18 protein-coding genes and 1 pseudogene are annotated in these 22525 nt (G+C 33.5%); 11 read left to right on the top strand and 8 right to left on the bottom strand.

Translation table 11 applies throughout. The features are described from left to right. Positions 1 to 210 precede the first annotated feature (210 nt). Entirely contained in the window at positions 211 to 1545 is a 1335-nt protein-coding gene (gltX, locus tag OPR35_RS03290) for a glutamate--tRNA ligase (RefSeq protein ID WP_052264733.1), read from the bottom strand. A 222-nt stretch (positions 1546 to 1767) separates the two neighbouring features. Between gltX and typA the strand changes: the two genes are divergently transcribed. Both typA and OPR35_RS03280 read left to right on the top strand, forming a co-directional pair. Then, a complete protein-coding gene (typA, locus tag OPR35_RS03285) occupies positions 1768 to 3597 on the top strand; it encodes a translational GTPase TypA (protein ID WP_007302691.1) in 1830 nt (609 codons plus the stop codon). A gap of 312 nt (positions 3598 to 3909) precedes the next feature. After that, on the top strand, positions 3910 to 5136 hold the full coding sequence (locus tag OPR35_RS03280) for a CCA tRNA nucleotidyltransferase (RefSeq protein WP_265025002.1): 1227 nt from the start codon (positions 3910 to 3912) through the stop codon (positions 5134 to 5136). Here OPR35_RS03280 and OPR35_RS03275 read toward each other — a convergent pair. The 5 genes from OPR35_RS03275 to OPR35_RS03255 form a co-directional block, all read right to left on the bottom strand. Next, on the bottom strand, positions 5129 to 7255 hold the full coding sequence (locus tag OPR35_RS03275) for a hypothetical protein (protein ID WP_265025001.1): 2127 nt from the start codon (positions 7253 to 7255) through the stop codon (positions 5129 to 5131). The two genes, OPR35_RS03280 and OPR35_RS03275, sit on opposite strands and share 8 nt — an antisense overlap. A gap of 101 nt (positions 7256 to 7356) precedes the next feature. Continuing rightward, on the bottom strand, positions 7357 to 7890 hold the full coding sequence (locus tag OPR35_RS03270) for an HK97 family phage prohead protease (RefSeq protein WP_007302694.1): 534 nt from the start codon (positions 7888 to 7890) through the stop codon (positions 7357 to 7359). A gap of 353 nt (positions 7891 to 8243) precedes the next feature. Further along, positions 8244 to 8372: a hypothetical protein gene (locus OPR35_RS03265; protein WP_019078577.1), complete on the bottom strand. Its 129-nt coding sequence runs from the start codon at positions 8370 to 8372 to the stop codon at positions 8244 to 8246. 264 nt (positions 8373 to 8636) lie between these two features. After that, on the bottom strand, positions 8637 to 9494 hold the full coding sequence (locus tag OPR35_RS03260; protein ID WP_264684803.1) for a hypothetical protein: 858 nt from the start codon (positions 9492 to 9494) through the stop codon (positions 8637 to 8639). 211 nt (positions 9495 to 9705) lie between these two features. Further along, positions 9706 to 10065, bottom strand: coding sequence for a hypothetical protein (locus OPR35_RS03255; RefSeq protein ID WP_019236364.1), 360 nt, complete (start codon positions 10063 to 10065; stop codon positions 9706 to 9708). A gap of 151 nt (positions 10066 to 10216) precedes the next feature. On the opposite strand from OPR35_RS03255, the gene gap reads away from it, so the two are divergent. The 8 genes and pseudogenes from gap to OPR35_RS03215 all read left to right on the top strand — a co-directional run bounded on the left by gap (position 10217) and on the right by OPR35_RS03215 (position 18934). Further along, entirely contained in the window at positions 10217 to 11188 is a 972-nt protein-coding gene (gene gap, locus OPR35_RS03250) for a type I glyceraldehyde-3-phosphate dehydrogenase (RefSeq protein ID WP_265025000.1), read from the top strand. Positions 11189 to 11191: 3 nt separating this feature from the next. Next, positions 11192 to 11950 carry a twin-arginine translocase subunit TatC gene (tatC, locus tag OPR35_RS03245; RefSeq protein WP_149168864.1) on the top strand — a complete coding sequence of 253 codons (759 nt, stop codon included), beginning with the start codon at positions 11192 to 11194 and terminating at the stop codon, positions 11948 to 11950. A 155-nt stretch (positions 11951 to 12105) separates the two neighbouring features. Beyond that, a complete protein-coding gene (locus OPR35_RS03240; protein WP_265024999.1) occupies positions 12106 to 13398 on the top strand; it encodes a WD_0033/WD_0034 family tandem repeat-containing protein in 1293 nt (430 codons plus the stop codon). 189 nt (positions 13399 to 13587) lie between these two features. Continuing rightward, positions 13588 to 13740 (top strand): annotated as a pseudogene (locus OPR35_RS07445) (IS630-like element ISWpi11 family transposase); the annotation flags it as partial. Positions 13741 to 14302: 562 nt separating this feature from the next. Beyond that, complete coding sequence (locus OPR35_RS03230; protein WP_007302701.1) at positions 14303 to 15487, top strand: hypothetical protein; 1185 nt, start codon at positions 14303 to 14305, stop codon at positions 15485 to 15487. Positions 15488 to 15644: 157 nt separating this feature from the next. After that, complete coding sequence (locus OPR35_RS03225; protein WP_007302702.1) at positions 15645 to 16244, top strand: peroxiredoxin; 600 nt, start codon at positions 15645 to 15647, stop codon at positions 16242 to 16244. Then, on the top strand, positions 16231 to 17178 hold the full coding sequence (gene trxB / locus OPR35_RS03220; RefSeq protein ID WP_265024998.1) for a thioredoxin-disulfide reductase: 948 nt from the start codon (positions 16231 to 16233) through the stop codon (positions 17176 to 17178). Before OPR35_RS03225 ends, trxB begins: the two co-directional genes overlap by 14 nt. 82 nt (positions 17179 to 17260) lie before the next feature. Continuing rightward, positions 17261 to 18934, top strand: a complete 1674-nt coding sequence (locus OPR35_RS03215) for a TomO hydrophobic C-terminal domain-containing protein (protein WP_265024997.1) — start codon at positions 17261 to 17263, stop codon at positions 18932 to 18934. 143 nt (positions 18935 to 19077) lie between these two features. On the opposite strand, the gene ubiB is transcribed toward OPR35_RS03215, so the two are convergent. Both ubiB and OPR35_RS03205 read right to left on the bottom strand, forming a co-directional pair. Continuing rightward, a complete protein-coding gene (gene ubiB, locus OPR35_RS03210; RefSeq protein WP_012481747.1) occupies positions 19078 to 20499 on the bottom strand; it encodes a 2-polyprenylphenol 6-hydroxylase in 1422 nt (473 codons plus the stop codon). After that, positions 20496 to 21227 (bottom strand): metal ABC transporter ATP-binding protein, encoded by a 732-nt coding sequence (locus OPR35_RS03205; RefSeq protein WP_265024996.1) that lies wholly within the window; start codon positions 21225 to 21227, stop codon positions 20496 to 20498. Before OPR35_RS03205 ends, ubiB begins: the two co-directional genes overlap by 4 nt. Between OPR35_RS03205 and OPR35_RS03200 the strand changes: the two genes are divergently transcribed. Beyond that, positions 21219 to 22094, top strand: a complete 876-nt coding sequence (locus OPR35_RS03200) for a zinc ABC transporter substrate-binding protein (protein WP_007302707.1) — start codon at positions 21219 to 21221, stop codon at positions 22092 to 22094. The genes OPR35_RS03205 and OPR35_RS03200 overlap by 9 nt on opposite strands. Positions 22095 to 22525: the final 431 nt, after the last annotated feature.

Here is a 22525-nt window from a genome sequence, read left to right as displayed (position 1 = left end):
CATGAAGTGTTATGCAACAAAGCCCACTGGGATCCAGAAATATGGGATATGTATAGAAGTTATTTTAAAATACAACGTTTTGGCGAGATTATGGATTCCAGTGTTAGCTACTTGAATGACAGGAGCAGAAACTGGAATGACAAGAAATCTAATATTTTCACATTTTCTGAACAATGTTTATTGGTGTCATTCAAAATACATTCGGTGCATTTAAACCTTTTGTATAATTCTTTGGCTTTCTTCTAACCTTGCAATAATGCTCTCTCTACCGATAAAAATTAATAATTTAGCGAGTTCTGGACCTGTTTCTGTTCCTGTTAAAGCGAGGCGCAACTGCATAAATAGATCTTTTGCCTTTATATCAATTGTCTGTCGAATATTTTTAACCCACTCTGATAATGTGTTTTCATTACAATCACCTTGAGGTAATGTGCTTAGCGCTATTTTTATAAACTCTTTATTAAGAACCACAGGTTCTATACCAAATTTGCATATTTTCCACCATTTGGCCACTTCAGAAAACTTTTCTATATTACTCCTTATAAAATACCAAAACTCTGAGCCAATTTGACTTAAACGATCTTGCACCATTTCAAATGGCATTTGTTGTAGCACTTTGCTATTTAGCTTATACATTTCACTCAAGCTGAATTGTAAAGATGCTGAACTAAATTTTTTGATATCAAATGAGTCAATTAAAGACTGCATATCAATATAAGCTTCTATCGGATCAGATGTTCCAAGCTTTGCTAAATAGCTAGTTAGCGCCATTGATTCAATCTCATCTTCTCTTATGGACTTAATATCCAGCCCGCCTTTCCGTTTCGATATTTTGCTATCATCAAAGTGTAGTAAGGGAAGGTGGGCAAAGATAGGAATTTTCGCTTTTAATGCTTGAATCATTTGAATCTGAACTGCGGTATTAGTTACATGATCTTCCCCACGTACAACATGGGTTACATTAAAGTCAATGTCATCAATAACAGAAGGTAGCATGTACGTATAAATTCCATCTTCTCTTTTTACTACAGGATCGCTGATATGAATTGTTGCAATATTTATTTCGCCTTTAACTTCATCATTCCATTTTACAGTTTTATTTCTATCCAATTTAAATCTGAAATGTGGTTTTCGTCCTTCTTGCTCATAACGAATTTTCTCTTGCTCAGTTAAAAGCAACGCACCTTTATCGTAAACAGGGGGAAGACCTTGTTTTAATTGCAATTTTCGTTTAGTGTCTAATTCTTCTCTTGTTTCATAACATGCATAAATATGACCTTCTTTCATTAACTGTAAGAACACCTCGTTATAGCGCTCAAAACGCTCTGATTGCTTAAAACTTGAATTCCAATTTATGCCAATCCATTTTAGGTCTTCTATGATATTATCTACATATTTGATATCTGAACGCTCAAGATCAGTATCATCAAAACGTAGTAAAAATTTTCCATTTTGATTACGTGTGTACATCCAACAAATGAGTGCAGTGCGTATGTTTCCTACATGTAGGTAGCCAGTTGGGCTTGGAGCGAATCTTGTTAGCATTTAAATGATTACTTTAGTTTATTTTAATTTTATATAAATGTACTGCTAAAGCAAGATTCTTCTTTGTCTTGGTGTTAGTTGCTACAAAGTACAGCGAACATGAAACCTTTTTGTTAGAGTTCCATGATCTGCCTAAAATACTCTGAAAGCACGGCTTTAGTTATTTACTCTAAATATATTATACGTATACTTGTTATTAAATTAAATTTGAAATGATAAGAAATGAGTGAATTTAAATCAATCCGCAATATTGCAATAATTGCACACGTTGACCACGGAAAAACTACTTTACTTGATAACATGTTAAAACAAAGTGGCACGTTTCGTGAGAATCAAGAAGTTCAAGAACGAGTGATGGATAGTGGTGATCAAGAACGTGAACGTGGGATTACAATACTTGCAAAATGTACGTCAATAATGTGGGGTGATGAGAAAATCAATATCATTGATACACCAGGACATGCGGATTTTGGTGGAGAAGTGGAAAGGGTGCTCTGCATGGCAGATGGTGTATTACTACTGGTTGATGCTGCAGAAGGTCCAATGCCACAGACTAAGTTTGTGTTGTCAAAAGCACTAAAGGCAAATTTAAAACCGATTGTGATAATCAATAAGGTTGATCGACCAGACAGCAGAATTGATGAAGTACTAAATGAAATATATGAGTTATTTTTTAACCTTGATGCAACCAACGAGCAACTAGATTTTCCAGTACTCTATGCTTCAGGTAGAAATGGTTGGTGTGCTAAGGAGCTATCTGATGAAAGAAAAGATTTAAGCCCATTATTTTCAACGGTGATAGATTACATAAAACCTTCCGTTTATGATCAAAATGCACCTTTTGCTATGCTAGTTACTTTACTTGAATCTGATAAATTTCTTGGCAGAATATTGACAGGAAAGATTTACCAAGGAATCGCGCAAGTTAACTCAGATCTTAAGGTAATTGATCTTGATGGTCAAGTGGTTGAGCGAGGGAGATTAACTAAGTTACTCTCATTTTCTGGCTTAAAACGCGTTCCAGTAGAGCAAGCTGTAGCTGGTGATATCATTGCCATTGCAGGACTTGAGAAAGCTTCAGTTTCAGACACTATAGCAGCACCAGAAGTTACAACTGCGATCAGCTCAACTCCAGTTGACCCGCCAACAATGGCGATTACTATAAGCGTGAATGACTCACCTTTTGCTGGGCAAGAGGGAACAAAACTTACCTCAACTGTTATAAAAGATCGTTTATATGCAGAAGCAGAAACAAACGTTGCAATTACTGTAACTTTGGCTCCAAGTGGTGAAGCATTTGAAGTAGGTGGACGTGGTGAGTTGCAGCTTGGGGTACTGATTGAAAATATGAGAAGGGAAGGTTTTGAACTTTCAGTTTCACGGCCTCGAGTGCTGTTTAAAGAAGAAGATGGCAAAAAACTTGAACCTATAGAGGAAGTAGTAATTGATGTAGATGATGAGTATAGTGGAATCATCATGGAAAAACTTAGCTTTCGAAAAGGTGAAGTAACTGACATGAGACCTTCTGGTAGTGGCAGAACTAGGTTGACATTTTTAGTGCCATCAAGGGGATTAATTGGCTATCAAGGAGAATTTTTAACTGATTCTCGCGGCACTGGTATAATCAACCGTTTATTTCACAGTTATGCTCCACATAAAGGTTCAATTTCCGGAAGGCGTAATGGGGTTTTAATTTCAACAGACAAAGGCGAAGCAGTAGCGTATGCAATTTTCAATCTGCAAGATAGGGGAATTATGTTTGTTAAGCCACAAGATAAGGTATATTGTGGTATGATTGTCGGTCAGCATAGTCGTGACAATGATTTAGAAATAAATGTACTTAAAGGTAAGCAATTAACAAACGTAAGAGCTTCAGGTAGCGATGAAGCTATAAAGCTTACTCCACCAAAAATAATGACACTGGAGGATATGATAGCATATATAGACGATGATGAATTGGTAGAAGTAACTCCAAAATCTATACGTTTGCGTAAGAAGTTCCTCGATCCAAATGAACGTAAACGTGCAGGAAGGGCGAAGAATAAAGAGTAATCAACGTTCCTGATAAAAATCTGGATGAGCTACTCGGATAACACCATCATAAAGGGAACCAGTGTCAGTTACTTGAGCAGGTATTGGGATGACAAGAGAAGGCTACAAAGGTGTCATGCAAGTGGCTCATCCAGCTTTTTTATAATCATCGAAAACATTGTATTTTAACATTACTTTTATACTTATAAGTTTCTAGGCACTGGGTTTGTTGTAGACTTACTTTTACTTTACCCCCTTATTTTACCACTCCGCTTGTATATTTTTATATGAGGCTTTTTGCGAAAATTTTTCATTTTGTGTAACATGATATATATGAAAATTGATCACGAAGTTAGTATAATTATTGAGGCCATAGAGAAATTTGGTGGTGAGGCAAGGCTTGTTGGTGGATGTGTTAGAGATTCAATTTTACAGCGTGACATTCACGACATCGATCTTGCTACTAATCTGCTGCCTAATCAAGCAGTTAAAGCGTTAAAACTCCGTAACATAAAAACTATTCCAACTGGCTTAAAACATGGAACTATTACTGCGATTTTAAATAAAAGATCCTTTGAGATTACAACGCTAAGGCATGATATAAAGTGTGACGGTAGACATGCGAAGGTAGAATTTACTAATGATTGGCAAGCTGATGCTTCAAGGCGCGACTTTACGTTTAATGCTCTTTATGCGGACAAGCATGGCCATATATACGACTACTTTGGTGGCATTCAGGACTTAAAAACACGAAAGTTAAACTTTATAGGTAACGCTGAAGATAGGATTAAGGAAGACTATCTACGTATTTTAAGAGCGTTTCGTTTTCACGCTAAAATATGCATAGGAGATTTAAGTGATGAAATATTGGATGTGTGCAAAAAGCATTCGCACATGATTCAAAACCTCTCTGGAGAGAGAATAAGAGAAGAAATATTTAAACTCTTGGAATGCAATGATCCTGCTCCAACACTTAAGAGCATGCAAAAATCTGATGTTTTACAAAAAATTATTCCAAAAGAAGTAAAATGCGAAATTTTATCTTCACCACTTCTTATCAACACTAAACCTCCTATAAAACCCTCAGCGTATGTCCATACGCCTTTCCTAGATCCCACAATCGATGCACTAACAAAATTAGCTTTGCTTATTAGGACTGCTGAAGATAGAGCGAGTCTTGGGGAAGAAGTGAGCAAGTTTTTACGTCTTTCAAATAAGCAAAAGAAAAAAATATTATTTTTATTATCAAACAATATCAAAACAGAGCTTTCAGAAAAAGAGCAAAAGAAATATATATCTTTATTTGGTAAGGAATTATATTGTGACTTAATGAAGATTTGTGGTATTGAGTCTGGAACAAATGTTGATGAGTATATTTTATTTGCCAATATATTCAATGTTCCAAAATTTCCTTTATCTGGGGATGATTTAATAATCATAGGTCACCAACCAGGAAAAAGTTTAGGTAGAAACTTAGAATTGCTACGACAACACTGGGAAGACAGCTCCTACACTTTAACAAAGGAGGAGCTGTTGCTTTATGCTAAAAGTTTTATCTAGACCTTGCTTCTTGCTTCACACTTACCGGAGTGCTATTAGTGTGACTCATGGAAGAGTTAGGTGTGTATTCTTTTTTAGCTTTATCTGTTAATTCATATTCATTGTTTTCTTTTGAAGTTTGAACGCACATTTTCTGATCTGGAGATAAAAATTTATCTCGTATGCTTGATGCTAGTTGTAATCCTTGAATCTTATCTGAAAAACATTTCATTTCAGCTTCCGTTAACTTCTGCACAACAAATTTTTTGACTGAATCATTATTGCTATCATTTCTGTTAGCCAAAAAATCTGTGAAAGAATTTAGTATTGATTTACTATCTTCTTCATTTAAATATAACCCTTTTGCACACTCTTCAACAAAAAATACCTGTTCGATAGAATGTTTTTTACCAACTTCTATAACAACTTTGTTAACTTGAGTTTCTATGATCGCTCTTCCAGATTTAATCAAATTCTCTTCCAACAGTGCAAGTAACTTATCACTTTCAAATTTACCATCACCTTGATTTGATAGAGACTTTATAGTTTCCTCAAGCACGTTATGGCAAAAGTGTTCTCCTTTAAATTCAGGAAAACTTTTTTTCAATTTTTCATTTTGATCAGATAAAAATTTATCGAGATTCTTATTCCCGCGAAGCTTAGATAAACTCTTTGGAATTATAGAATAAGCAGTTGATTTTGCAATAGATACTGTACTAACTTTATCTACCTCTTTAGTTTTTGCTTGTGCTTTAGTTTTTTCATCAATCCCTTCTAATTTTGTATCAACATTATTTGACTTTTCTTTTAACTCTTGTGGTCCATCTTCAGCTATTGAACTTTCAATCTGTTGATTTTTTAATGTTTCACTAAGTGTTTCTACATTATTTTCAACAGAAGATATTGCGATACTTGTTGCTTTTTCTCGTTCTTGACTCAGATGTTCAACTTGTTTTTGTAACTTTTTATTCTCTCTTTGTGAAGACTCTAATTTTTTCTCTAAATCGGTCTTTTGTTTTTCTATTTCAGCACTATTTTTTTCTAATATCTGTAATTTTTCTTTCAATTCTTTAACTCCACCTTCTAAGTCTTTTTTCTCTTTTTCAATGGTATTTAGATTAGTCTTTTCTTGCTCTAATTGTTGCTGAGTACTTTCCAATTCTCTTGTAAGGTCCTCTACTTCAGTATTTTTTTTCTTAGCTTGTTCTAATTCTGCTTGTTTCTCCTCAAGTTGATTTTTTAATTCCTTTATTTTAGCATTAGATTCGTCTTCTAACTTACTAACTTCATTCTCAAGTTCTGTTTTTTGCACTCGTAGGTTTTCATTCTCTTTCTTCACAGTTTCATTTATGTCTTTATTTTCATGAAATGACTTTATTAAATCGTCTTGTTCTTTTATTTTTTGGTCTTTTGTAAATATAGTTTGCTGTTGTGCATTATTTTTATTCTCCATTTCCTTTTTCTCTTGTTCTAATCTTTCATTTAATTGCGTTAAACTACCTATTTTCCCATCTTTTTCTTCTAACCCTACTGAGAGCATTTCTATTTTATTTGCAAATTCTTTGCTGCACTCAATTAATTCTTTCTGCAAATGTAATATCTCCTCAGACTTTTCCTTGAACTGTGCTAAAAATTCTTCTCCTCTTTTTCGTGCAATTTTTACCAATTCACTATAGTTCTTTTTAAGTCCTGCAAGTTTAGACTTTAACTCTTCATTTTCTAATTCTAAGTCTTCAATCTGCTGTGCTTGTGCTGCAAAAAATTTAGCAAATATTTCTTTTTCCTCTCCTAATGATTTTACTTGTTCTTTAAGTTTAGTAATTTCTTTCTCTTTTTTAGTTAATTCCTGATTTAAATTTGACTGATTTTCCTCCTTCTTACTACCTTCTTTCAACTTTTCTTTTAATCTCTCATTTTCATCCTTCAATTCCTTTTCTCTGTTAGAATTTAAAAGATCATCAGTCTGAACCACATTATCTGCAATATTGTAATGTAGGATACTCTTTGCCCATTGATTCCACTTTTCTGGCAACATTCGTCCAATTGTTTTTAGATATAGCCAAGCAAGCACAGTGGATAAGCTATATTTTTTTTCCTTTTGTTTAGGTTCGTAATTAACCTTATTGTTAGCATTTAGCATAAAATTACCTAATTTTTAAAGTATTGAAGTTATATATATTAATATAATTATTAAATAAATAATAATATAAATGTTAAATTGTGTGAAAATTTTTATAGATTTTAAGTAGAAATACACATGTTCGTAAGCACAGAATTTGCTTTTTCTATTGCTCTTGCTAACATTTCTTGTTCATTGTGCTGATTTTTCACGTTGATTACCTGAGCTGCCAAATTTGCAGGGAAAGTGACCAAACTAACTTCCCATAGCTCCACTTGTTTTAACACTCGAGCTCCGCTTTCATGATCAACATCATACTCTATTGGTATATAGCCAATCGAAAGCCCGTTAATAGTTCCAGTTTTGAGCATTAAATATGCTTCCTCTGCTTTTTGAATACCAAAAAGCAAATGTGCAGTTATATATAGGCCAATATCATTTTCGCAAATATCCGTAATATTACCTATAGGCTCGCTCGGATTGTGCTGCCAAAGAAGTTTTATCTGACTTTTATTTAAGTTATTCTTAAATGCTCCTGGTAATATCAGATCATTTTGCTTATCAACTATATTAAAAACGCTCGCATAGCCAGAAAATACTCCGTTTTCTTCTATGCTTTTTATTGATAATGGTGAATAGAGAAATTTCTTATTCATAAGTCCTCCTTGTAAATTATGGTATTGGGTTTGCCAGCGCTCTGAGCCAGCTTAAAATGTTGTATAGATTGTTTTCCTATATCTCAGGATGAGTATAAGGCACTACAATATAATTCTATTGTATGCAGTGCTTTGAAAATGTGGAAGTACTTTTTTAGTTATAAAATTTGTCATTTTATATACATAAGGGTAGGGTTTGTTGCACATTGGGTTGTTCAACAGCAGCGTTTTCCAGATTTGTAGAAACAGCTTCGTTTGTAGAATTTTTCCTAGAAGGAAGCCAAATCCCAAAGAAACAGCGGCTATAAAACTATTCATTAATGACTCTGTCCATCTCGTATTCTTGATAGATTTTAGAATATATCATTATTGGCTTCATTCGGGTTTAAATTTCTTCCCAACTCTTCTGATGTTTTCTCCCCAGCATCTTGGGATTTTGTTGATGAACTTTTCTGTAAGTTTTCTAATTCTTGTGCGTCCATCAACACCTCACTATTAAAGCTTAAGTACAAATTATACAGCACTATAATTGTTTAGTCAAGGTAAATACTAGTATATTAAGTAAATATTTACTATATTAATATGATTGCTTAAATTCACAACTAATTATTTGGGGGAATAAAAAGATTGTGTTTTGTAGGTGATTTGCGTAGCGGAAGGTATTACCCCAGTTTTACAACACCCGGGGTAACGATAAAGAAGGAAGTAGGGAAAGTTATTTATAATAGTTTGAAGCTATTACAAGTTTATATGCTCTGTCCTTGAATATTTGTTTGTTCAATAGTAGTACTTTCCAAATTTGTGGAGATAGTAGCAAACATCCTTCTCGCTAAAGCCGTTGACAATGCAGCACCAATTCCAGCTCCAGTTGCAGCTATAAAACCAGGGCCTAATAATTCCATATTTGTTTCAGTGCTGCTGCTAGTTATATTGTTAATTAACATCATCGCGCCTGCTCCTAAAGCTGCTACTAACCCAATCCTTGACGGTTTACTTGTTGCATCAAGAGAATATTGTACTACTTCTCTAAGCTCTGAATTACTGTTTTTTAACGCTACTGCTATTGATGCTGGTAACATGACCATTATTGGCATGGATAATAGTCCTCCAAGTGTTGCACCAATAATTTCACTCACTTTTGATTTTCCAAGATTAACTCCTAAGGCTGTTATACCTAATACTCCAATTGAGGTGATAATCCTTACATTTCTCTCTTCCATTTCTCTCACATGCGCCTCATATTGTATTGTAGCTTCTGCTACCGCTAACCCAATACTATTTGGTTGCTGTGGAATCTGATTTACTCGCCCTAACTCTTGTGAAGTTTTCCCTCCAATACTTTTGACGGCATCTTCTAAGTCTAATAACGATCTGTTATTTAACCTTACGTTATCTTGACTATCACAAAAGACAATGTAGTCTAAAATTGTCATTCTCAGATTATTCATTTCTATATCATCATTAATATGATCTTTTAATATACTTATAATCTCTAATGCTCGCTCCTTCATATCTCTTTCTTCTTCTGCACTAGCTGGTGCAAGTATGAGAAAAATTATTCCAAGAAAATCTTGTTGTAATTTTTTTAATTGTTCTAAGCTCATAATAATTAACATTAATATATATTATTAAATAATATAGTACTATAGTCACTTAATCAAGATTTATATTAATATATTAAGAAATAAGCACTAAAAAATGATATCCTTAGTCGTAAAATACAAAAAGAGCGGAGCACCCAGTGCCACAACACTGGATAACGATAAAGAAGGAAGTAGAGAAAGTTATATGTAATAGTTTAAAACTATTACAAGTTTATATGCTCTGTCCTTGAATATTTGTTTGTTCAATAGTAGTACTTTCCAAATTTTGTAAAGATTCAAATTCTTCTTGCATATCCAGTATGTCTTCTATTACTTGCTGATCTTCATCTCTTTCTTCTAATTGAAATGCTGCTGCTTCTTGAGGTGCTTCTAGCAGTTTTTTTAATATTTCTGTGCGCAGTTTCTCTGTTATTGATTTCCACTGTAGCATTACTAGCATTTCATTTTGCAGCACTGACATTTTCTGTAGTGTTTTCACTTTTTCTGACAGTCCTTTATTTTCTTTTTGCAATGCTTCTATTTTTCTTTGCTGATACTGATTATCTGAATTTGTCATTGGTAATCCATGCATAACCTACTCCAAGTTAAAATTTAGACATTATTAATTAAGTGATACAGTTTCTTTAGTCAATCAATATATTATAACATTAGGATTAACAACTAAAAGAATAGAATGAAATATCAGGCAATATTCCGTATAATTAAACTTTTAAGATGGAAAAATGACAATTCGTGTAGGAATTAATGGTCTTGGTAGAATAGGCAGAAGTGTATTGCGTGCTATTTTTGAAGTAGAAAACTATAGCGAGCAAATAGAAGTTGTGGCGGTAAATGGGTCGCTCAGTGCTGAGCAGCATGCACATTTGATTAAATATGACTCTGTTCATGGCAAATTTAACGGCGATATTGATTTTAACGAGTCTGAAAATTGGCTATCTATAAATGGCAGGAAATTTTCTTTATATAGAGAACGTAGCCCTGAAAATATTCCTTGGAATGTTGATGTAGTGCTTGAATGCACTGGTGCATTCAACAAGCGTGCGGAAGCAGCAAAGCATAATGCAGAGAGAGTAATTGTCTCTGCTCCAGTTTCAGATGCTGATGTAACTGTAGTTTACGGCGTAAATAACGATATGCTAAAAAAGGAGCATACAGTGATCTCAGCAGGTTCTTGTACTACAAACTGTCTGGCTCCGATTGTACACATTTTACACTCCAATTTAGGTATAAAAAGCGGTTTTATGACCACTATACATGCCTATACGAATGATCAAAATATTCTTGATGGCAACCATAGAGACTTACGCAGGGCAAGAGCTTGTGGCCTTTCTATGGTGCCAACTACAACTGGAGCAGCAAAAACAATTGGTTCTGTTATTCCTGAGTTAAAGGGTAAGCTAGATGGTACTGCTATTAGAGTTCCGGTTAGCAACGTTTCTATGGTTGATTTTAAATTTACGACTGATAAGAAGGTAACAGCTGGAGAAATAAACGAAATATTTAAAAATTCAGCAAATCATGTGCTTTCCGTATGTAACGAGCCTTTAGTTTCAATAGACTTTGTCCATAACCCTTATAGTGCAATTGTGGATTTAGCTGGTACATATGTCACAGGTGATATCTGTAGAGTTGCAGCGTGGTACGATAATGAATGGGCTTTTTCACTGAGAATGTTAGATATAGCTTTATTGTAAAGTATGAACGAAAACTCACAAAAATATGCTTCATTTTATGAGCACTTTGCGGAACTTAGAAAAAGGGTTATTTTTTGCTTTCTATTTTTTTGTGTTACCTTCGGGTTTTGTTACTACTTTAAAGAAAATATATACCGCTTTTTACTTGCACCTTTAATAGAAGTTACAAAAGATAGTGATGATTTTTCTCTAATCTATACAGACTTAACAGAAGCGTTTTTTGTATATCTCAGGGTTGCAATAATGAGTGCACTGTTGTTTTCTTTTCCTGTGTTTGCATGGCAATTCTATATGTTTCTAGCACCTGGCTTATATAAAAGAGAAAGGGCGGTGTTATTGCCATACTTAATTGCAACACCGGTTTTGTTTGTAACGGGAGCCGCTGTAGTTTACTACTACATATTTCCCTTAGCCTGGAAATTTTTTATTGCTTTTGAACATAGCGGTAAATCTTTCGGTATACCAATAGAGTTTATGCCATCAGTTAGTGAATATTTAGACCTTGTTCTTCAATTCGCGTTCGCTTTTGGTACTGCATTTCAAATTCCAGTCATACTAACCTTAATGGTGAGAGTAGGGCTAATCACTGCACAAAGTTTGTCAAATAAACGGAGAATTGCGATAGTGGTAATTTTCATTATTGCTGCAATCTTAACTCCACCTGATGTACTAAGCCAAGTAGGGCTTGCAATTCCAATGTTGGTATTATATGAGCTGTCTATTCTGATATGTAGATATATTGAGAAGAAAGCAAAGGATTGAATCAAGAATATTATTTATAAACAAAGAATGAGCACCAGAGCACTTTTTCTTGTTTGAGTGTTTTTGGCACCACAGCATTTTATTAATTTATTGACTTGTTTGCTTAAATATATAATAATTAAAGTATATTATTATTTTGAATAGGAGAATTTTATATGCCAAAATATGAAGAGTTAAACGGAACACAACAAGAATTATATGGTAAGTTACAGGCTGCGATGGAAGAACATGAGAATATTATTGATCTTCTTACAGGATTTTCAAAAGAGGATTTGCTGAAAATTCTTACTACTGTGAAATGTATAGAGTTTGAAGATGGTGAAGAACATACTCTAACACCGCTTGCCTACGCTATAAATCTTAAGAACTCGTTAAATAGTCAGAGATATATTACAAATATTCTAAGTGTAGCTAAAGAGAAAGATATATTAGAAAAAGTTCTTACTACTGCGAATATAAAGATCAAGCTCTCAAATGGTCAAGAATATACTTCAACACCACTTGTCCATGCTATTATTCTTAATAATCAGATAGGCATTGACACTATTCTAGATATAGCCAAAAAAGATAAAGAGTTATTAGAAAAAGTTCTTACTGCTGCGAATATAAAGATCAGGAGTTTAGGTGATCAAGAACATACTCTAACACCGCTTAGCTGTGCTATAAATTTTAATAATCAGGAAGTTAGTCAGAAAAGTATTAAAGCTATTATAGATGTAGCTCAAGATAATGATATGTTAGAAGCAGTTTTCGCTAGTATAAAAAAAGATCATCTTAACAAAACCAAGAATATTTTAGAAATACTAAAAAATCAAGAGCAAGATGAAGAGCAAAAAGCTAAAATTGATGGTTGGCTAAAAATACTTCCAAAGAGCATATCTAGTTGTGAAAGTAAAGATGATCCTAACAAAATTGAAATGCACGATAGAGTTGAGGAGATATGTAAAAAGCAAGAGCAAGAGGATTGGAAAGTAACCCTTGAAAGGATCGTGCCTAATCACGAAAATAAAGACAAGTGTGAAATATTTTCTAAGATTTTTAACAAGGAGACTTTCAAAGTATCATTAGATCCACAGCGAAATGCTGATATGATAACATTAATTAGAAAGAACCAGCCTGATTACGAAAGTAAAGAACAGTCTTTAGTAGATGAAAGCAGCATACCTAAAACTGAAGGAAATATAACTAAAGATACAGTAAAAACTACTAATAAACCAATAATCATTGGTAGTGTTTGTGGTGCCATAGCTGCATTGGCAGTTGGGTTAGGATTGTATTTTGGTGCTGCATTACCGATATTGACTATGATTGGCATAGCTATGGCTGCTGCTCTAGTAACAGGACTTGTTGCTGGTGGTATTACATATGTAATGTCAAATTCTAGTAAGAATCTAGATGGAGCTAATGTAGAGCAAGGAGTTAGTATAGGGTCAAGTATAACAGCGTAATTAAGTGAAAGGAAGAAGTCTATTCTTCCTTTTCTCAAAGTTTTTTTTGTTGATCATATATTCACAGCATTAAGTTCTATAGGTTGCTGCGTAAAAGATTAGGAAGTAGTTTTGTTAGTGTTGAAAATTATAGCTCTTTTCCTAATAGTGTGAACATGATGGAATAGGTAAAGTAGCGAGGAGATATAAATGCCAGCAGCATATAGTTATGATTTAAGGAAAAAAGCATTGGATGTAGGGGAAAGTAGAGCATTTGTAGCCAAGAGGTTTAAAGTTAACATTCTATGAATGGCAAAAAGGTGCAAGAAAATAGGCGATTTTAAATCAAAATGTAGATCCAATAGAGCGTGATTGATATCTTGCTAGTAATAGTGTAACAGCTTTTATTAAGATATTTTTTTGCCATACGGCAGCAATAACAAAATTAGAAAATTGATGGCTGAATATGTTGGCATTGATAAACAGTATATTATGCTTCAAGCAATATTTACTTTAGTAGCTTCTACAACTTTTTTTAGTATATTGGTGCTATGTACCAACAGCAGTATTTGCACTTGCTACGTGTTTCTTTGTTAAAAATGATGTACATGCTGCATTTTCTGCAAAAGAACTTTCTCCTGAGTTTGCCGAAATTATTACTGAAAAAGTAGTAAATAATGTTGAGCTCAATGCAGAAGACAACTCTCAATCGAGAAGCTACTTGTATGAGACTGTGTTATATAGCGAAACTAGATTTCACTTTTACACACCTAGATAAGGGGTAAAAGCAGATACTAGAATGACGAAATCGTTATTCTGCTACGCATTATCGCCGTATAACTATAGCTATATATGAACTAAAAAAGTAATATTCACTAGATCTTAATATTTTAGATCTATATTTCAATAAAATATTACAATTAGTATGAATGATCCATTTAAAAGTGAGGATTATAAAAAAAATCTCGATTCTCTGATCAAAGCTATAAAGCTAGGGAATTCAGAGAAACAATATGGTAAAACAGTAACAGATTTATCTCATGCTTTAGAGGGTTTTACAGATAAGGCAGAAGATGTAGCTAAACTTGTTATACGTGATGACTTGAATAATTGTGTAAAGAAGGCAAATAAAAAGCCATTAATTCTTAGGATATTCAATAGAATATTAGGAAGAGATGTTTCGATTAGGAATATAAGTAATTTTATAAAAGATAAATTGCCTCCTTCAACTGCTAGAACAGCAATCGAATATACAGATGTTATTCAAAAAATTTCAGATTTAGAGCGAATAGAAAGAAGTCAAGATAAATATAGGTCATATGGAATAAATTTAGAAAATAGACAGCAAAAGAAAAATCTCTTATATGAGCGAGAAGATTCAGGTTATGGAGGTTCATTAAACGAAGATCCTGAGTATGAAGAAATATCAAATTATCAAGAGGAAAAGAGCAAATCTTTAACAAAAGATTTGCGTAATCTACAATCAATTAAAGAGGAGCCGATTTATGCAACAATTCCTAAAGAACATATAGAAGCAAAAAGAGAAAATAGGAAGAAACAACAACTTCAATCTCTTGCACCACCAAAACCACCAAGAGTACCACCAGTACCAGAGAAAATGTTTACTATCAATCAAAAAATTAGACAAGAACCGAAAAAAGATAAACCTGCAGTACCACCAAAGCCTAAAGATTTAGGCGAAAAAGTAAGCACAGAGCAAAAAATAGTAGTGGAAAAATCAGCTGAGAGTAACCCTACACTACCACTAAAATCTGAAAATCAAGATGGTAAAGAATCAGCAAAAAAAGCTGATGGACCAAAAGTACTAGTAGTTGCTATGAAAAAAGAAGTGACTCGCGAGAGTAGTAAAGTAAAGGCATTAAAAGAAAGATTTGAGCGAAATCAAGTAAAGAACGTGTTGCCTGCTGAAAACAAAACTGCTTCAGTAACACAAACGGATATCAGTGTGAAGAGAAAACAATCTCGTTCATTTCCAGTAGGGAATAAAAAATCTTCGATCAACCATCTTGCCAGCAAAAATTTACCTTCCACGAATGTAAGTGTAAAAGAAATGGTTAAAAAATTTGAAGGGAGAAAAGGTGAAAGATAGTAATATTTGGGTATTTCCCTACTCATGAAAATTAGCTCTTATCATAACATTTTCACAGCCATAAGAGGAAGTTTTTATAAGATTGGGGCTAAAGAAAACTTGCATGTAAATGTATCAAGGTATAAAATTATAAATATTAAGAATGAATAGGTTAGTTATGAATCTTGTAACAAAATCCGCTATCGATTTTACTGCTTCGGCTGTTCTTGCTAGTGGAAAAATAGTTGATGATTTCTGTTTAAGTAAACATATAAAGGATAAGTATGCTGTCCTTTTTTTCTATCCACTTGATTTTACTTTTGTCTGTCCAACTGAGTTGATATCATTTAGCAACAAAATAGAAGATTTTTCAAAACGTGATGTTGAAGTGATAGGAATAAGTATAGATTCAAAATTTTCACACTATAAATGGCGAAACACTCCAGTTAATGATGGTGGTATTGGAGAGGTTAGCTACAATTTAGTGTCTGATATCAAAAAGTCTATATCAAGAGACTATGGGGTCTTATATGATGACTCAATTGCACTAAGAGCAACTTTTGTTATTGATGATAAATTTGTTGTACGTCATCAATCGATAAATGATTTTCCTTTAGGGCGTAATATCGATGAATTCATTAGAATCATTGATGCAATAAAACATAATGAAGAGCATGGTGAAGTATGTCCAGCAGGGTGGAAAAAAGGCAAGCCTGCGATGCAGGCAAGCGATGAAGGAGTGGCTGATTATCTAAACTCACACAGTGCAGAATTATAAATTGAGTACAAAAGTTCTTATTATTGGATCTGGAGCAGCGGGTTATGCTGCTGCTATATATGCAGCACGTGCAAATTTAGAGCCAATTGTAGTAACAGGAATGCAACCTGGTGGTCAGCTTACAATTACTACGGATGTTGAAAACTATCCAGGTTTTATTTCTATACAAGGTCCAGAACTCATGGAACAAAAGAGGTTGCATGCAGAGAAGGCGGGAGCAAGAATAATAGACGATGAGATAAAAAGTGTAGAACAACTTGAGGATTCTAATGAGTATAGATTTAGATCTTGTGGTAATGCTAGTGACTACTATTCGAATGCAATTATAATCGCAGCTGGTGCGCAAGCGAAGTGGCTTGGCCTGGAGAGTGAAAAGAAATTTCAAGGTTACGGAGTTTCGGCATGCGCAACTTGTGATGGTGCATTTTTTAGAAATAAAGTTGTAGCTGTGGTTGGTGGTGGAAATACTGCTGTTGAAGAAGCAATATTTTTAACTCGATTTGCTAAGGAAGTTATACTGATACACAGGCGTGATAACTTAAGAGCAGAGAAAGTAATGCAAGACAGGCTCTTTAAAAATGATAAGATAAAGGTAATATGGAATCATACCGTAGAGCAGATTCTTGGAGAAGAAAATCCTAAAAAAGTTACTGGCATTACAATTAAATCGACAGACATCAATAAAACCCAGGAATTGAAAGTAGATGGAGTGTTCATTGCAATTGGGCATGCACCAAATACAGGTATTTTTAAGGGCTTTGTTGAAATGGATCAGCAAGGTTATATAATTACGAAACCTGGAACAACTCTAACCAGTAGGGCAGGGGTATTTGCTGCTGGTGATGTTCAAGATAAGGTATATCGCCAGGCAGTAGTTGCTGCAGGAACAGGGTGCATGGCTGCACTTGATGCGGAAAAGTTTTTGGAATCATAATTAATTCTAAAATTTTTAACTAAACTACTTGCAATTTTCTTTGTTTTTTTTATAATTATGTCAATAAATTGGAGAATTTAGTATGCTTTCGGGAAGTAATGTAACTTTTGAAAGAAGGTTTGTTAATGGACGAGCTCAAAACCAAACAACTTCAGGACAATCAACAACAAAATTATTTGAAGCTATTGATGATGAAAATCTAGGAGATTTTGAGCGAGCTCTAGCAGAAGGTGCGAATGTTAATGCGTTTGATAAGGGATATACACCATTAATGACTATTATCATGAATGGTGATGATAGTCCTACACACTTGAAAATGATGACGTTGCTTTTGCAACATCAAAGTTTAAAGATTAATGCTCAAGAAACTAAAGAAAACAATACAGCTCTACATCTAGCCTTGCGCATGGAAAATAGAAATTTTGTACAGATTTTACTTAGACATACTGGTTTGAATGTGAATATTAAAAATATTCATCGTATAGATTTTCAAGGTAATTTCTCTCATACTCCTGAAGAATATATTAGAAAAATTGGACAAGTACAGGATAAAAATTTTTCGCACCTTACGATAGAAATACAAAAAGCACAAACAGGAAAAGAATTATTAGATGTTCTTTCTAACAGAAATATTGACCGAGCAAAAAGACTATTAAATCAAGAACTCAACCCTAATTGTTGGAAAAGAAATTCAAATGAAGAAATAGAAACACCACTTAGCCTGATTATCAAATCATGTTTACAAGGAATAACAGAAGATAACGAGGAAGTATTGACTAAACTTTTAAAACATAAAGAGCTAGATTTTAGTCAAATAAAACCAATACCAGCTATAGAGCAAAATTCAAGATTGAAGCAAATCATTGAACAAGCTATGAAAGAGCGATTAACTGATGCTATTAATAGAAAAGATTTGGGTGATGTAAAAGAATTAGTAGAAGATCACTGCTTCATAAATCGTGCAATTGTCAACGCTGTGTTGGGGAATGTTAATAATCCAAGTGAATCTATTAAAAATTATCTCAATGAGAAATTTCCTGCAAGTGCAGAGCAACCTGTAGCAAATACACATAATGTTCAATCAGAAATAAACGATGAGTTTATTGCTCAAGAATTGCAGCGACTTGAAAACCTGGAAGGTGAACTTGAAAGAACAAAGGCTCAACTTGCAGAAAAAGAGCAAGAGTTGAATAGGACCGTAGATGAAAGAACAAGAGACACTGACAAAATTTCACAGTTAGAAAAGGAGTTGAGACAAGTAAGGCAGGGTAATCAGGAAAGAATTCACACTCTCACTGATCAAGTAGCTCGACTTACTAGAGAAAAAAGTCAACTTAAAAACCTTAGAGATGAGCTTGAAAGAACAAAAACTCAACTTAGAAAAAAAGAGCAAGAGTTGGATAGGGTTGTAAGTGAAAGAGACACTAACAAAATTTCACAGTTAAAAAGGGATTTTAGTCAACAGAGATCAGAACTTCAAACTCAAAATCAAGACTTAAATAACAAAAACAGAAAACTTTCAGAAGCAAGCATTTATAATAGAAGGCAAAGTAACTATGCCTCTGCCTCTTTTGTGTTATCTGGAGCGTTTGCTATTGGTGCATGTTTAACAATATCGAATTTAGAAATATGTATTTCACTTGCTGTAGCTGCATTTGTCTTCCTTACAATTGGATGCTACTGTTCATATAAAGCAAGTACAGTACTGAGTGATGTGATAAGCACTGAATTTGGTAATGTTATCAGTTTAAGATAGAGTTAAGGTTTTTACTTCTTGTCTAAACTCTTCTGAAAATTTTTGTACATCCTGAAAATACCTTGATAATTCGAGTGAATGTAAACCTGAGTGGTTTCAAGACTGAAATAGTTGTTGTAAACTTGCTTCTATTATCTTTTAGTTCAAGAAATTAAAAGTTTAACGATGAGAATTATAATTACAGACCAAAGTAAAAAGTAGGCTTTTCCATTTGATTTATTTTTCACCTGTAATTTTTTGTCAGCTATTAGGTTTAATTTTTCTATAAGGCTAAATATTCCCTGAATTGCTTTTATGGGATAAGAGCTTTTAATTTTTTCCCTATACCCTATTTTACTTTCATGTTGATTGTTTATCCATGTTTCAACTACTTTCCACATATTGATTTCTGGATAGACTTTCCTACATGTTCCTTCTAATAAAATCATAGTTTTCTGCAGCAATAACAATTGTGTTTGAACTTTCATATCAAAATCACCAGTTATTTTTAGTAGCTGAGTAAGTAATCGAGCAAATGAAATCTTCTGTATAGGCTGTCCAACAATGGGCTCACCTATTGCTCTGCAAGCTGTAACAAAATTTCTATGCTGTGATGGAACATAACCGGCTCTAAAGTGCATTTTTGCAACGTGATCATAATCCCTATTTAAAAAGCCTTTGAGTATCTCTATAACGTAATAGCATGTCTCACGATCTATTCTACCCATGATTCCACAATCCAGGGCAATAATATTGTTATTACTATCGATCATTAAATTTCCAGGATGCATATCAGCATGAAAAAAACAATCCCTATATACCTGATTACAAAAAGATTCTATAAGATTGATAGCTATTTGCTTTCGGTTATTCAGCTTTTCAACTTCGTATATTGGTATAGCTTCCATCCATTCTAATGTTAAAACCTTTTTTGAAGTTCTACTCCAATCTATTTCAGGTACGTAGAAACCTCTGTCATGTTTAGTATTTTCCTTCAGTTCCGAAGAGTGGGCAGCCTCAAAGCGTAGATCTAACTCTAATCGGCAAATTTCAGCAAAAGTTTTGACTAATTCAACTGGCTTCAGCCTTTTTGATTGTTCACTAAATTTTTCTGCAATTTCTGCAAGCCAAGAAAGCATTTTTATATCCCTTGAGAATGTTTTCTCAATATTTGGCCTCAAAACCTTTACAGCAACTTCCTTACCCTCAATTGTAACTGCTCTATGCACCTGAGAAATTGATGCTGCTGCAATTGGCTTTTCAGAAAAACTTGAAAAAATATCGCTTAATTTACAATTAAACTCACTTTCTATAGTTTTAACTGCTATTTTATACGAAAATGATGGCAATCTATCACATATCAATAGCAAGTTATTTGTTATGTCCTCATTTAAAATATCAGTGCGTGATGAAATGGATTGCCCAAATTTAATGAACACCGGACCTAATCTTTCAAGAGCACGCTTTAGTTTATGACCTTGTATTTTATTTATTGATTTTTTTGATGGTGGAAGTAAATAAGGTAACACATTGTAGCGTGTTAGCACTGTAGTTATTTGCAGAAGACGTAGAATATTTTGAATCATTTCGCTGCGTAACTGCCAAATATTTCATTTATCTCCATAATTTCATCAGGTTTACCTTGATAATAGATAGTATTATTTATGCAAATTATGTAATCTGAGGATGGTAGAGCAGAGTTAAGGTCATGAGAAGTCATGAGAATCGACACTGATCGTTCTTTTGCGATTTTATTTATAATATCATAAAATTTAGATCGTGCGTTAATATCCATTGCACTGACTGGCTCATCTAAAATGATCAAATCAGATTCTGAAATTAAACAGCGTGCAAGCAGCAGTAATTGTGTTTGTCCTGCAGAGATTTCTAATACTTGATTTTTTAGGATGTTACCGATACCAACCAATTCTATTGCTTCTGTAACAATGGGTTGATTTTTCTTCAATTTCTTCGAGGAGCTATTGAAAAGGAAAGACTCAACTGTTATTGGCATCAAATTACCAATACTAAAATTTTGTGGCATATAGCTAATTTTTATATTGTCAGCGAATACAATACTGCCAATAAAACCTTTATTTATACAAGCAACTGCTTTCACTAAAGAGGTTTTACCTCCGCCATTTGGACCAAGTATTGTAACTATATCTCCTCTTTGTACTGATATGTTGATATTATCAAGAACTTTTTTATTATCGTATGAAAGAGTAAGGTTTTCTATTTTTAGAATGCAGTTATTGACACTACTTAATTTTTTGGCAAAAATTGACTTCTTCTCAACATTTATATGAGACATTTACTGTTTTTTTTTCTATTACTTTCATTTACATTATACTACAATAGTGCCTTTTCATCCAATTTAAAAATTGTAGCTACAATCAAACCTATACACTCACTTGTAGCTTCTGTTACAGATGGAATTTCAAAGCCAGAACTACTAATGTACGAAGTAGTGTCTGAACATAACTACATGCTCAGGCCTTCAGACGCAAGTAAATTAGAATCTAGCAATATTATATTTTATATCGATGATTCTTTGGAAACATTCATTAAAACTTTCGCTAAAGAAAATAAGAAGTTAATACCGCTATCAAGTGCAATCGATCTACTTCCTGCTCGAACACATTCATTTTCTAGTCACATTCAAGATGAAAAAGATTTGCATATTTGGCTGAGTCCTGAAAATGCAAAAAGTATGATACTTTCTATCAGTGCAACATTATCTAATATAGATAAAGAAAATGCCTATCGATACAATACTAACGCAGAGGAGGCTATAAGAAAGATAGACCAAGAAGTAGAAAAAATTACGAAAGAATTGGATGAGTTAAAAAATCAAAAATACATAGTTACTCACGATGCTTATCAATATTTCGAAAAATATTTTGATTTAAGTTACCCAAGCGCCATTCTTTCTATAGAAGAAGATTCTTACATAGGTATGAAGAGTTTAATGAAATTAAAAAAGGTAATGAAAGAGGAAAACGTTAAATGTATTGTTTCTCATTCACGAGAGGATAGCATAAAGCCTAATGTCTTTTCTAGTGACGTAAAAATGGTGATTCTTGATCCTATTGGATCAGATGTAGAGCCTGGAAAGGATGCATATCTAGATATAATCAGCAGCATTGCACAAAATTTCAAGTCTTGTTTCACTGAGTAATGAGTTCTTTTATCTATTCAGATAGCATTGCAAACTTAGTGCTTTCTATTCCAATCACAACTATACCGACATTATCTACCAGAAGTATATCATCCCAGTATCAAGTACTGGGATGACACCTTCTACTACGCAAATTACCACAATGTCCGCACGGCTATACACGTGATGCTGGAATTCTTAGCACACCTTTTGATTTATGAAAAATCAGTGTCTGCATTTACTTCTATTTTTTTATCTATTTTATTTTGCCATTTTACTGCTTACTCTGTATTCAAATTACATGAACCTTTTTATATTAGGCAAGCTCAGGTTATTTTTACGTTTATATATTGATCCGATCTAGTCCAATAAACCCTCTAAGGAAAACCCTTAGATTTTTGACCTACTAACGTGTGACACTTTAGGTTTTAGAGCGTTTTCTGTGTTTTATA

Source organism: Wolbachia endosymbiont (group B) of Protocalliphora azurea, from assembly GCF_947251865.1.
GTDB lineage: Bacteria > Pseudomonadota > Alphaproteobacteria > Rickettsiales > Anaplasmataceae > Wolbachia.
The sequence above is the reverse complement of the archived record's forward strand: the minus strand, read 5'-3'. Positions and strand labels throughout refer to the sequence as shown.